This window comes from Escherichia sp. MOD1-EC7003 (assembly GCF_002965065.1).
GTDB lineage: Bacteria > Pseudomonadota > Gammaproteobacteria > Enterobacterales > Enterobacteriaceae > Escherichia.
In genome coordinates this window covers 68713-80840 of sequence record NZ_PTRE01000048.1, presented here as the reverse complement: position 1 = coordinate 80840, position 12128 = coordinate 68713, and the positions used below count along the sequence as shown (strand labels likewise).

The 12128-nt window shown below is 51.0% G+C and carries 10 protein-coding genes and 3 pseudogenes; 5 read left to right on the top strand and 8 right to left on the bottom strand.

What is annotated here, in order from left to right; genetic code table 11:
• Positions 1-29: 29 nt before the first annotated feature.
• Together glpQ and glpT are read right to left on the bottom strand one after the other, a co-directional pair.
• Positions 30-1106: a glycerophosphodiester phosphodiesterase gene (glpQ, locus tag A7090_RS09195; RefSeq protein ID WP_105273788.1), complete on the bottom strand. Its 1077-nt coding sequence runs from the start codon at positions 1104-1106 to the stop codon at positions 30-32.
• A gap of 4 nt (positions 1107-1110) precedes the next feature.
• A complete protein-coding gene (glpT, locus tag A7090_RS09190; protein WP_105273787.1) occupies positions 1111-2469 on the bottom strand; it encodes a glycerol-3-phosphate transporter in 1359 nt (452 codons plus the stop codon).
• Positions 2470-2741: 272 nt separating this feature from the next.
• On the opposite strand from glpT, the gene glpA reads away from it, so the two are divergent.
• The 4 genes from glpA to A7090_RS09170 all read left to right on the top strand — a co-directional run bounded on the left by glpA (position 2742) and on the right by A7090_RS09170 (position 7927).
• Positions 2742-4370 carry an anaerobic glycerol-3-phosphate dehydrogenase subunit A gene (gene glpA / locus A7090_RS09185; protein WP_105273786.1) on the top strand — a complete coding sequence of 543 codons (1629 nt, stop codon included), beginning with the start codon at positions 2742-2744 and terminating at the stop codon, positions 4368-4370.
• Positions 4360-5619, top strand: coding sequence for a glycerol-3-phosphate dehydrogenase subunit GlpB (gene glpB, locus A7090_RS09180; protein ID WP_105273785.1), 1260 nt, complete (start codon positions 4360-4362; stop codon positions 5617-5619). Before glpA ends, glpB begins: the two co-directional genes overlap by 11 nt.
• Positions 5616-6806, top strand: a complete 1191-nt coding sequence (gene glpC, locus A7090_RS09175) for an anaerobic glycerol-3-phosphate dehydrogenase subunit GlpC (RefSeq protein ID WP_001000377.1) — start codon at positions 5616-5618, stop codon at positions 6804-6806. The genes glpB and glpC overlap by 4 nt, the downstream gene beginning before the upstream one ends.
• A 194-nt stretch (positions 6807-7000) precedes the next feature.
• Positions 7001-7927 carry an ISNCY family transposase gene (locus tag A7090_RS09170; RefSeq protein ID WP_105273784.1) on the top strand — a complete coding sequence of 309 codons (927 nt, stop codon included), beginning with the start codon at positions 7001-7003 and terminating at the stop codon, positions 7925-7927.
• Between the two features lie 40 nt (positions 7928-7967).
• On the opposite strand, the pseudogene A7090_RS26290 reads toward A7090_RS09170, so the two are convergent.
• The 5 genes and pseudogenes from A7090_RS26290 to A7090_RS09155 form a co-directional block, all read right to left on the bottom strand.
• Positions 7968-8069, bottom strand: a pseudogene (locus A7090_RS26290) (2-keto-3-deoxy-L-rhamnonate aldolase); the annotation flags it as partial.
• A 99-nt stretch (positions 8070-8168) separates the two neighbouring features.
• Positions 8169-8417: pseudogene (locus A7090_RS09165) on the bottom strand (enolase C-terminal domain-like protein); the annotation flags it as partial.
• Positions 8417-8485, bottom strand: a pseudogene (locus tag A7090_RS26500) (hypothetical protein); the annotation flags it as partial. The pseudogenes A7090_RS09165 and A7090_RS26500, both read right to left, overlap by 1 nt.
• A 219-nt stretch (positions 8486-8704) precedes the next feature.
• Entirely contained in the window at positions 8705-9907 is a 1203-nt protein-coding gene (locus A7090_RS09160; RefSeq protein ID WP_105273783.1) for a nicotinamide mononucleotide deamidase-related protein YfaY, read from the bottom strand.
• A 99-nt stretch (positions 9908-10006) separates the two neighbouring features.
• Positions 10007-10549, bottom strand: a complete 543-nt coding sequence (locus A7090_RS09155; RefSeq protein WP_075826943.1) for a YfaZ family outer membrane protein — start codon at positions 10547-10549, stop codon at positions 10007-10009.
• A gap of 277 nt (positions 10550-10826) precedes the next feature.
• Here A7090_RS09155 and nudI point away from each other — a divergent pair, with 277 nt between their 5' ends.
• Positions 10827-11252, top strand: a complete 426-nt coding sequence (nudI, locus tag A7090_RS09150; protein WP_105273782.1) for a nucleoside triphosphatase NudI — start codon at positions 10827-10829, stop codon at positions 11250-11252.
• Between the two features lie 38 nt (positions 11253-11290).
• Here nudI and ais read toward each other — a convergent pair whose 3' ends face one another.
• Positions 11291-11893 (bottom strand): lipopolysaccharide core heptose(II)-phosphate phosphatase Ais, encoded by a 603-nt coding sequence (gene ais, locus A7090_RS09145; protein ID WP_105273781.1) that lies wholly within the window; start codon positions 11891-11893, stop codon positions 11291-11293.
• Between the last annotated feature and the right edge of the window lie 235 nt (positions 11894-12128).

The following is a 12128-nucleotide window of genomic DNA, read 5'->3' as shown; positions in this document are numbered from 1 at the left end:
TGGCGCATAAACGCCATCCTGCAATAACATTACTCTTTATTAAGGAATTTTACCGCCTTGTCAGGAAAATCAGTAAACAGCCCATTTACACCCGCTTTGTTATATAGGGCATCATATAACTGATTCACATCAGTGCTGTATTCTGGCAGTTGATCCGACCGCACAGTATAAGGATGCACCACCAGTTTATTCTGCTGGGCATCTTGCACCATGCCAGTGAGTTTGATATTACCCGGCTGTGATGTCTCCTCAATCAGCATATGGTAATCCGGGCCAATACCATCAGCATATTCTGCCACCTGTTTCATGGCCCCCGGCTTGAACATCCAGTCGTAGTTGTAATTAACCCAGCTTCCGTCCGGCTGTTTTTGCTGCGTTTCATTCCAGTCGGTATAGGCAATCAGCTGTACCAGATTGAGGTCCATGCCCATTTTTGGTTCCAGCTCATTCTTAATACGCTTCAGTTCATCGGCATCAAAACATTGCAAATAAACTTTGTCGTCCTTACCGGTGTAACCATATTTCTTCAGCACTTCCAGCGTTTTTGCCGCAATATCCTTCCCTTCCTGATGATGGAACCACGGCGCTTTAATTTCTGGATAGATACCGATATTTTTCCCGGTAGAGTGATTTAACCCCTGAACAAATTCAATCTCTTCTTCAAAGGTGTGCACCCGGAAGTCAGATTTACCCATCGGGAAACGCCCCGGATAAGTCTGTACTTTTTTACCGTTTTCAATATCGAAGCCTTCAGTAAATTTCAGTGACTTAATTTCATCCAGCGTGAAATCTATCGCGTAGTAACGACCGTCTTTACGCGCTCTGTCCGGGAAACGCTCGGCGACATCAGTAACACGATCAAGATAGTGGTCGTGCAGAACAACCAGATGGTTATCCTTCGTCATCACCAAATCCTGTTCCAGATAATCCGCTCCCTGCGCGTACGCCATCGCTTTTGCTGGCAGCGTATGCTCCGGCAAATATCCACTGGCACCGCGATGAGCGATCACTATTTTATCACTACTGTCTGCCGCCATTGCACTGCTTCCCATGACCATAGTACTCATCATGATCGCCATGCTAAGGTTTTTCAGCGTCAATTTCATGCCATTAGCCTCCGTTGCGTTTTTGCAGTAATTCCTGATGGCGACGTTTTTCGCCAATCATCACAATAATCAACAAGATAACCGCCAGAATGCTGCCTCCAATCATTACCATAAAGCCACCATCCCAGCCGAAGAAGTCCACGGTGTAGCCAACAATCGCACTTGCCGCCACCGAACCGCCCAGATAACCAAACAACCCGGTAAAGCCCGCTGCCGTACCTGCCGCTTTTTTCGGTGCCAGTTCCAGCGCATGCAGACCGATCAGCATCACAGGGCCGTAGATGAGGAAGCCGATAACAATCATACAAATCATATCGATGGTTGGGTTACCTGCCGGGTTCATCCAGTAAACGATAGTCGCGATGGTCACCAGTGTCATAAAGAAGACGCCGGTTGCCCCACGGTTACCGCGGAAGACTTTGTCCGACATCCAGCCGCACAGCAGGGTGCCCGGAATACCTGCATATTCATAAAGGAAGTAGGCCCAGGAGGATTTATCCAGCGCGAAATGCTTAACCTCTTTCAGATAAGTCGGTGACCAGTCGAGGATGCCGTAACGCAGCAGATAAACGAACACGTTGGCGATGGCGATGTACCACAGCAGTTTGTTCGGCAGCACGTACTGCATGAAGATTTGCTTCGCAGTCAGCTCCTGTTCCGCTTTTTCGTTATAGTCGTCCGGATAATCATTTTTGTACTCTTCGATCGGCGGCAAGCCACAGGATTGCGGAGTATCGCGCATCATCGCAAAGGCAAACAGTGCCACCAGAATGGCGCAGAAAGCGGGCATATAGAGCGCCGCGTGCCAGTCATTGAACCAGGCCATCCCCAGCAGGAACAGCAGAGGCGGAATACCACCACCGACGTTGTGCGCACAATTCCACACTGACACAATGCCGCCACGTTCTTTCTGCGACCACCAGTGCACCATAGTACGACCACACGGCGGCCACCCCATCCCCTGGAACCAACCGCAGAGGAACAACAGTACAAACATCACCGCAATGCTCGACGTCGCCCACGGTACAAAGCCCATCAACAACATCACTGCCGCCGCCAGAATCAAACCTGCAGGGAGGAAAACGCGCGGATTCGAGCGATCCGACACCGAACCCATGATGAATTTCGAAAATCCATAAGCGATCGAGATCCCCGAAAGGGCAAAACCTAAATCACCGCGTGAAAATCCCTGCTCGACCAGATAAGGCATAGCGAGCGCAAAGTTCTTACGAACCAAATAGTAAGCAGCATAACCAAAGAATATCCCCAGGAAAATTTGCCAGCGTAACCGACGATAAGTCGGATCGATCTCCGCGGCAGGTAAGCGCGCTTTATGTGGCGCAGGTTTAAAAATACTCAACATTGATAGCCTCCGTGGCCCGTGATCTTATTTATGATTAACAGCTTGATTCAGTGGGAGAACCTGCCATTTCTTGAGCTACCGTGATGTTAAAAAAACATTCATAAATTAAATGTGAGTTGCAGCACACATTATTAAACATGATGATAGAAATGTTCAAAATGACGCATGAAATCACGTTTCACTTTCGAATCATGAGCGAATATGCGCGAAATCAAACAATTCATATTTTTACTATGGCTAAATGGTAAAAAACGAACTTCAGAGGGATAACAATGAAAACTCGCGACTCGCAATCAAGTGACGTGATTATCATTGGCGGCGGCGCAACGGGAGCCGGGATTGCCCGAGACTGTGCCCTGCGCGGGCTGCGCGTGATTTTGGTTGAGCGCCATGACATCGCAACCGGCGCCACCGGGCGCAACCACGGTCTGTTGCACAGCGGCGCGCGCTATGCGGTAACGGATGCGGAATCTGCACGCGAATGCATTAGTGAAAACCAGATACTGAAACGCATCGCACGTCACTGCGTTGAACCGACCAACGGTCTATTTATCACCTTGCCGGAAGATGAGCTCTCTTTCCAGGCCACTTTTATCCGCGCTTGCCAGGAAGCAGGGATCAGCGCAGAAGCCATTGATCCTCAGCAAGCGCGCATTATCGAACCCGCCGTAAACCCGGCACTGATTGGCGCGGTGAAAGTTCCGGATGGCACCGTCGATCCATTTCGTCTGACCGCAGCAAACATGCTGGATGCCAAAGAACACGGTGCCGTTATCCTTACCGCTCATGAAGTCACGGGGCTGATTCGTGAAGGCGCGACGGTGTGCGGTGTTCGTGTACGTAACCATCTCACCGGCGAAACTCAGGCCCTTCATGCACCTGTCGTGGTTAATGCCGCTGGGATCTGGGGGCAACATATCGCCGAATATGCCGATCTGCGTATTCGCATGTTCCCGGCGAAAGGATCGCTGCTGATCATGGATCACCGCATTAATCAGCATGTGATCAACCGCTGTCGTAAACCTTCCGACGCCGATATTCTGGTGCCTGGCGATACCATTTCGCTGATTGGTACCACCTCATTACGTATTGATTACGATGAGATTGACGATAATCGAGTGACTGCAGAAGAAGTCGATATTCTGCTACGTGAAGGGGAAAAACTGGCCCCCATTATGGCGAAAACGCGCATTTTGCGGGCCTACTCTGGCGTGCGCCCGTTGGTTGCCAGCGATGACGACCCGAGCGGACGTAACGTCAGCCGTGGCATCGTGCTGCTCGACCATGCTGAACGCGATGGTCTGGACGGATTTATCACCATCACCGGCGGCAAACTGATGACCTATCGGCTGATGGCTGAATGGGCTACTGACGCTATATGCCGCAAGCTGGGCAACACGCGCCCCTGTACGACCGCCGATCTGGCACTCCCTGGTTCACAGGAGCCCGCTGAAGTCACCTTGCGTAAAGTCATCTCCCTGCCTGCCCCGCTGCGCGGTTCTGCGGTTTATCGTCATGGCGATCGCACACCCGCCTGGCTAAGCGAAGGCCGTTTGCATCGCAGCCTAGTGTGTGAGTGCGAAGCGGTAACTGCGGGTGAAGTGCAGTACGCGGTCGAAAATCTGAACGTTAATAGCCTGTTAGATTTACGTCGTCGCACTCGTGTGGGGATGGGAACCTGCCAGGGTGAGCTCTGCGCCTGCCGCGCTGCCGGACTGCTCCAACGTTTTAACGTCACGACGTCCGCGCAATCTATTGAGCAACTTTCCACCTTCCTTAACGAACGCTGGAAAGGCGTGCAACCCATAGCCTGGGGAGACGCACTACGCGAAAGCGAGTTTACCCGCTGGGTTTATCAAGGACTGTGTGGTCTGGAGAAGGAGCAGAAAGATGCGCTTTGATACTGTCATTATGGGCGGCGGCCTCGCCGGATTACTCTGTGGCCTGCAACTACAAAAGCATGGCCTGCGCTGTGCCATTGTTACGCGTGGTCAAAGTGCGCTGCATTTCTCATCCGGATCGCTGGATTTGCTGAGCCATCTGCCAGATGGTCAGCCGGTGACAGACATTCACAGTGGACTGGAATCTTTGCGTCAGCAGGCACCTGCCCATCCTTACTCTCTTCTCGGGTCACAACGCGTACTCGATCTCGCTTGCCAGGCGCAAGCGTTAATTGCCGAAAGCGGTGCGCAATTACAGGGCAGCGTGGAACTGGCCCACCAGCGGATTACGCCGCTCGGCACCCTGCGCTCAACCTGGCTAAGTTCGCCAGAAGTCCCCGTCTGGCCACTGCCCGCGAAGAAAATTTGTGTTGTGGGAATTAGCGGCCTGATGGATTTTCAGGCGCACCTTGCGGCAGCTTCGTTGCGCGAACTCAGCCTTGCAGTTGAAACCGCAGAAATAGAACTGCCTGAACTGGATGTCCTGCGCAATAACGCCAGCGAGTTTCGCGCGGTGAATATCGCCCGTTTCCTTGATAACGAAGAAAACTGGCCGCTGTTAATTGATGCGCTTATTCCTGTCGCCAATACCTGCGAAATGATCCTGATACCCGCCTGCTTCGGCCTGGCCGATGACAAGCTGTGGCACTGGTTGAATGAAAAACTACCTTGTTCACTTATGCTTTTGCCCACGCTGCCGCCATCCGTGCTGGGTATTCGTCTGCAAAATCAGCTTCAACGTCAGTTTGTGCGTCAGGGCGGCGTGTGGATGCCGGGCGATGAAGTGAAAAAAGTGACCTGTAAAAATGGCGAGGTGAGTGAAATATGGACCCGCAATCACGCCGATATCCCGCTGCGTCCACGCTTTGCCGTGCTCGCCAGCGGCAGTTTCTTTAGCGGCGGGCTGGTGGCAGAACGTGACGGCATTCGTGAGCCGATTCTCGGCCTTGATGTGCTGCAAACCGCCACGCGGGGTGAATGGTATAAGGGAGATTTTTTTGCCGCCCAACCGTGGCAACAGTTCGGCGTAACCACTGACGAGGCGCTACGTCCGTCGCAGGCAGGGCAAACCATTGAGAACCTGTTTGCCATCGGTTCGGTGCTGGGTGGATTTGATCCCATCGCCCAGGGATGCGGCGGCGGCGTTTGTGCCGTCAGTGCTTTACATGCCGCTCAACAGATTGCCCAACGCGCAGGAGGCCAACAATGAACGACACCAGCTTTGAAAACTGCATTAAGTGCACCGTCTGCACTACCGCCTGCCCGGTAAGCCGAGTGAATCCGGGCTATCCAGGGCCAAAACAAGCCGGGCCGGATGGTGAGCGTCTGCGTTTGAAAGATGGCGCACTGTATGACGAGGCGCTGAAATATTGCATCAACTGCAAACGTTGCGAAGTTGCCTGCCCGTCCGATGTGAAGATTGGCGATATCATCCAGCGCGCGCGGGCGAAATATGACACCACTCGCCCGTCGCTGCGCAATTTTGTGTTGAGTCATACCGACCTGATGGGTAGCGTTTCCACGCCGTTCGCGCCAATCGTCAACACCGCTACTTCGCTGAAACCAGTGCGGCAGCTGCTTGATGCGGCGTTAAAAATCGATCATCGCCGCACACTACCGAAATACTCCTTCGGCACTTTCCGCCGCTGGTATCGCAGCGTGGCGGCCCAGCAGGCGCAGTATAAAGACCAGGTTGCCTTTTTCCACGGCTGCTTCGTTAACTACAACCATCCGCAGTTAGGTAAAGATTTAATTAAAGTGCTCAACGCGATGGGTACTGGCGTGCAATTACTCAGTAAAGAAAAATGCTGCGGTGTACCACTAATCGCCAACGGCTTTACCGACAAAGCGCGTAAACAGGCGATCACTAACGTGGAGTCGATCCGCGAGGCTGTGGGGGTAAAAGGCATTCCGGTGATAGCCACCTCCTCTACCTGTACATTTGCCCTGCGCGACGAATACCCGGAAGTGCTGAATGTCGACAACAAAGGCTTGCGCGATCACATCGAACTGGCGACTCGCTGGTTATGGCGCAAGCTGGACGAAGGCAAAACCTTGCCGCTGAAACCGCTGCCGTTAAAAGTGGTTTATCACACTCCGTGCCATATGGAAAAAATGGGCTGGACGCTCTACACCCTGGAGCTGCTGCGTAAAATCCCAGGGCTTGAGTTAACAGTGCTGGATTCCCAGTGCTGCGGTATTGCGGGTACTTACGGTTTCAAAAAAGAGAACTACCCCACCTCACAAGCCATCGGCGCACCACTGTTCCGCCAGATAGAAGAGAGCGGCGCAGATCTGGTGGTCACCGACTGCGAAACCTGCAAATGGCAGATTGAGATGTCCACGAGCCTTCGCTGCGAGCATCCGATTACACTGCTGGCCCAGGCGCTGGCTTAAACACCCTTCTGATGCCCGGTAAGCACAGCCGCTTGCCGGGCATTTTTGCGTACGCGATTCCGTACCCAATGTACGCGTTGCATCACCGTGAAAATATCTCTGAAAACGTCTCGCAAAGCCAGAAACTGGCAGATGTCAAAGGTCCTGGATAACCGTAATGTCGCGTCATCATAAATATCAGGTGACGGACAACCATGACCGAATCAACAACCTCCTCCCCGCATGATGCGGTATTTAAAACCTTTATGTTCTCATCCGAAACCGCACGGGATTTTCTCGAAATACATCTACCAGAGCCGCTGCGTAAGCTTTGCGACTTGCAAACCTTACGCCTGGAACCCACCAGCTTTATTGAAAAAAGTTTACGCGCTTACTACTCGGATGTTTTGTGGTCGGTGGAAACCAGCGACGGTGACGGCTATATCTACTGCGTGATTGAACATCAAAGCTCCGCAGAAAAGAATATGGCTTTTCGGCTAATGCGCTATGCCACCGCCGCCATGCAGCGTCACCTGGACAAAGGCCATGACAGAGTCCCGCTGGTGGTACCGTTGCTGTTTTATCATGGCGAAACCTCGCCCTACCCGTACTCACTCAACTGGCTGGATGAGTTTGACGATCCGCAACTTGCCCGGCAGTTGTACACCGAGGCTTTTCCGTTGGTTGATATCACCATCGTGCCTGACGATGAGATCATGCAACATCGGCGTATAGCTCTGCTGGAACTGATTCAAAAGCATATTCGCGACCGCGATTTAATCGGCATGGTCGACAGGATCACCACGCTTTTGGTTAGGGGCTTCACTAATGACAGCCAGGTACAAACGCTGTTTAATTATCTGCTGCAATGCGGCGATACCTCCCGTTTCACCCGCTTTATTGAGGAGATAGCCGAACGTTCACCACTACAAAAGGAGAGATTGATGACGATTGCTGAACGGCTACGGCAGGAAGGACACCAAATTGGCTGGCAAGAAGGTAAATTGGAAGGTTTGCAGGAAGGCATGCATGAACAAGCCATTAAAATTGCTCTGCGCATGCTGGAACAGGGCATTGATCGTGACCTGGTACTCGCAGCCACCCAGCTAAGCGAAGCCGATCTGGCAGCGAATAACCACTAATTAACACAGGCCCACAGGCAATCCCCATGGGCCTTTGATACTAATAACTTCCTTTTATACGTGGCCCATTTTTGCCTGATTTAAACATCGCCAGTCGTTGATCCAGGGCATCGCTGTAGAGCATCGTGTCAACGCCAACAGCGCCCGGTGTGATTAGTGGCTGTAGGGGCGTTTCAAATTGCAGTCACGATTGAGTTCGACGCCAAAACCGGGTTTATCAAATACTGATTTATGAATATGACTGCTGTGGCGGCAGGCACTCTTCGATCCATTTCAGGTGATAGGGCGCGCAAGCGTGGGCCAGTTTGATGGCGTAGTTCACCTCCTGACTCATCCAGCAGTCGAGCATCAACCAGAAATCCTCACCGCATTTTTCATGCATATCCGCGGCTATAGCGGTGTCTTTGCGGATCCTCGCATCTCCATTATGTGGCCCCCAGTGCGTCGGCATTTTGCCACCGATAAAGCCCATCTCTTTTGCCAGATGGGGATGCGGGCAATCAAATTGAGAATATCAATAGCCCGTGTCAGGGCGGGAACTTTGCTTGATTCCAACATACTGGACTCCAGTCTTAAATACTGAAATCAGTATCATTGCTCAGGGGGAGTAAAATTGTGAAGCACATCAAATCCCGCGCCTCGTCCAACAGGCTGGAGAAATTACGCACAAATTTGTGAATCAGCGCACGGCTTTTTTCTTATTGAGTACAACAGGTTGGACAAATTTTGCAGGAGGGGGAATGTGCCGGTGCAGTAAACCGGCACAGAGTGACTGAATCAGACGGATAAGACCATGGACTCAACAACCTCAATCCAGCCATGCTCACTGGCGATGTCCTGGCCGTTTAACCAACGGCGCAGCATATTCAGTGCCATCATTGCGCACACTTCCTGACGGATAGCCAGGCTGTAACGCGTATTGCTAAAACGAACACGCAGAGCGAAAGTGCCGTCTGGCGTGGCTAACGCAAAGTTGAGATGTTCGTTCTCGAAACCAGAAACAGCCAGTGCCAGCCCGGCAAAATGATTGGCCCGCCGTTCTGTAATCCAGTGTGCAGTTTGCGCCAGGGTTTCTTCCTGTGAAGGAACCACTTCACACGCCAGCAATGGAGCACCTGCGCGGGAAAGTTGCAAAGCCAATAAACCACCGGTGAATTGCTCGCTCAACGTCAGGCTGAACTGGCGGTTTTGCAATTCGCGGCAGATCTGCGCGGGCAGTCCTTCGGTGCCTTCGAAAATCACGCTCTGTCCGGCAACACGTTTAACGTCCAGCCACAGTTCTTCCATCGCCTGTTGCTCGCTTGCTGGCCCGGTGAGTTTCAGTTCGATAATCGGCATAGAAGAGCGATAACCCATTGTTACGCCCGGCGGCAGTTGCAGAGTGTCCAGGCTTTGTGCCAGATCGCTTTCCGAACGACCAAAGGTAGTCAAACGCAGACAAACCGGCGGCTGCGGTAAAGAAAAACGCTCGCGCAGGCGTGGCAGGATTTCGTGCTCGACCATCACCTTAAATTCCGACGGTACGCCGGGGGTAAAGAACATCAGGCAACGATTAAGCTGCACGGCAAAACCACAAGCGGTGCCAACCGGGTTATTGATAAATTCAGCACTGGCAGGTAGCTCCGCTTGTTTACGGTTGCTCGGTGCCATTACCCGTCCACGTTCGTGGAAATAGCGTTCCATCTCTTTGAGCCAGGCTTCATGCAGCACCAGGCCTTCACCTTTTGCTGTCGCAGCGGCGAGTGCGCTTAAATCATCACTGGTCGGCCCCAGCCCGCCGTTTACGATCAGCACATCGGCGTGCTGGCTACGTTCACGAAGAATGGTCACTAAGTCATCGAGGTTATCACCCACCGTATTGCGACGAGATAATGGCAATCCCTGATGAAAGAAAAAATCGGCCAGCCAGGCAGCGTTAGTGTCAACGATTTGCCCGTGTAACACTTCATCCCCGGTGGATAACATTTCCACTTGTAACATGGTTATCTCCTGCATTTGTTATCGAATCACTATAACGCAAAGGGAGATAAGGCGTAGTAAGAAAGTGAATGGCGCGACAGAATGCCGCGCCGGAAGGTATCAGAAACTGGCGTTAACCCCAACATACGGGCCGTCAGCCACGGCGTTGTCGCGGTTACCGTCTTTACCCGACAGGTTCAGGTAGCGATAACCCGCCTCAATACTAACGGGACGCATAATGGTGTAACGCGCGCCAGCATTCGCTTCCTCATAACTTTGAATACCGCTGGAGAGCGAATCCGGAGAGTAGTAATACTCGCCAAACAAACGGAAGCTGTTGCCAATTTTCCACTGCAAACCACCTCCAACCGCTGCGGCATAACCCTCATCACCGTAATTCGGGTTGGTGTAAACACCTTTTCCTCCAACGGTCGCCATTAACGGCCCAAGAGGCAGATTCAACCCCAGCCCCACGCCCGCGACGTCACCGTCGTCGTCGTTATGTGTCCAGTTACCGCTTAACGCCAGGCCCGTCGATTCAGTACCAAAACCAACACCAATATTGGTGTATTCTTTACCCGCCTGACCGCTGATGCTCATTGCATTGACCGATGCAGAAACCAACAGCATTCCAGCCAAACCTGCTAGTACAATTTTTTTCATTTTCCCCTTTCCCACAAGCAGTTAATCAAAATTCCCAAAGCTGCGGGATTGTACTGCCTGGCACAGAGGATTCAATGAGCGAAAAAAGGGATCTAGTCACTTATTGTAACTAAATACTTCTTAAATAATTAAACGCCGAAAAAATAAACATACTTTACCGATGTGCACAAAATAATAATCAGTGCAGTTATCATCGCAAAAGAGATTACTGTCACTTTCACATATTTCTGAGTTGCCGTATTCTCATGGTTTCTTTCTATTTATAAGGATTACCCCTGTGCGACAACGGACTATTGTATGCCCTTTGATTCAAAATGATGGTGCTTATTTGCTGTGTAAAATGGCCGACGATCGCGGCGTTTTCCCCGGTCAATGGGCGCTTTCGGGTGGCGGCGTGGAGCCTGGCGAGCGAATTGAAGAGGCACTACGCCGCGAAATTCGCGAAGAACTGGGAGAACAACTGCTTTTGACAGAAATCATGCCGTGGACCTTCAGCGATGATATTCGCACCAAGATGTATGCAGATGGTCGCAAGGAAGAGATTTATATGATTTACCTGATCTTTGACTGTGTTTCTGCCAACCGGGAAGTGAAAATAAACGAAGAGTTTCAGGACTACGCGTGGGTAAAACCTGAAGATCTGGCGCACTATGATTTGAATGTCGCCACCCGAAAAACGTTACGTTTGAAAGGTCTTCTGTAACAGTGATGGCAGCCATGACTGGCTGTCAGATTGAAAAATCAGTGCTTAACGAATTCCCCATCCAGATAAACGTTGCCTTTTTCCACATGCATGACTAAACCATCCAGATAATCAGGTTTAAATGTCACATCACGCTTATCTTTCGCAATATATGTCAGGCAATGATTATGGGTGAAAATAACGATATTTTTATCAGGCGCTTTGCTTTGTAATTCTTTAATTGCACTATAAATCTCATTACCGCATTGAAGAAGTCGTTTATCTACCGTCAGCTTTTTACCCGCTGAAAACCAGGTCGCCGACTGAATGGTCCGGACGGTATTACTGGAATAAAGATCGAAATCAGGGATACCAGCGCTAAAAGCGTTGCCCATCTCACGGGCATCATGAGTACCTTTGACCGTAATGCCTGTTTTATCTGACAAGCATTGATTGGTTGAACGATCGCAACGTTCAGCATGGCGAAACAAAACGACAACCTGGTGCTGCTGTGCCAGCCTGGCCAGTGTTTTATTGTCGATTCGTGGCAAACCATTGCTACTCCAGGCGGCATGAGTACCCAGTCCGGCAATTGCAGCGAGCGCCAGTAAAATGATGATATATTTTTTTGACTTCAACGAAGAGCGGCAAAAAGCTAACACGTAAACTCCACCTATAGACAAGCGCAACCAGACAATTACCGTGAAATTGAGCGACATTTCTGGCGGTAATTAGCAGTTTGTGTAATATTAAAAATCCTACGATGCCCGCAAAATGCCTCAAAATTTTGCCAAATGCAAAGCCTAAATAAGAAAAAACATAAAAAAAATAATATTTACGTCTAATGTTAATTCCTTAAGGTTAAGTTAATATTCTATCCTTAGAATTTCGCTCCAA

Bases quoted from the DNA above. Each gene is read 5' to 3' on its own strand.
- A7090_RS09170 (WP_105273784.1), top strand. From the start codon at position 7,001: ATGACCGAATCAACAACCTCCTCCCCGCATGATGCGGTATTTAAAACC.
- glpA (WP_105273786.1), top strand. From the start codon at position 2,742: ATGAAAACTCGCGACTCGCAATCAAGTGACGTGATTATCATTGGCGGC.
- glpQ (WP_105273788.1), bottom strand. From the start codon at position 1,106: ATGAAATTGACGCTGAAAAACCTTAGCATGGCGATCATGATGAGTACT.
- A7090_RS09160 (WP_105273783.1), bottom strand. From the start codon at position 9,907: ATGTTACAAGTGGAAATGTTATCCACCGGGGATGAAGTGTTACACGGG.
- glpT (WP_105273787.1), bottom strand. From the start codon at position 2,469: ATGTTGAGTATTTTTAAACCTGCGCCACATAAAGCGCGCTTACCTGCC.
- glpC (WP_001000377.1), top strand. From the start codon at position 5,616: ATGAACGACACCAGCTTTGAAAACTGCATTAAGTGCACCGTCTGCACT.
- A7090_RS09155 (WP_075826943.1), bottom strand. From the start codon at position 10,549: ATGAAAAAAATTGTACTAGCAGGTTTGGCTGGAATGCTGTTGGTTTCT.
- glpB (WP_105273785.1), top strand. From the start codon at position 4,360: ATGCGCTTTGATACTGTCATTATGGGCGGCGGCCTCGCCGGATTACTC.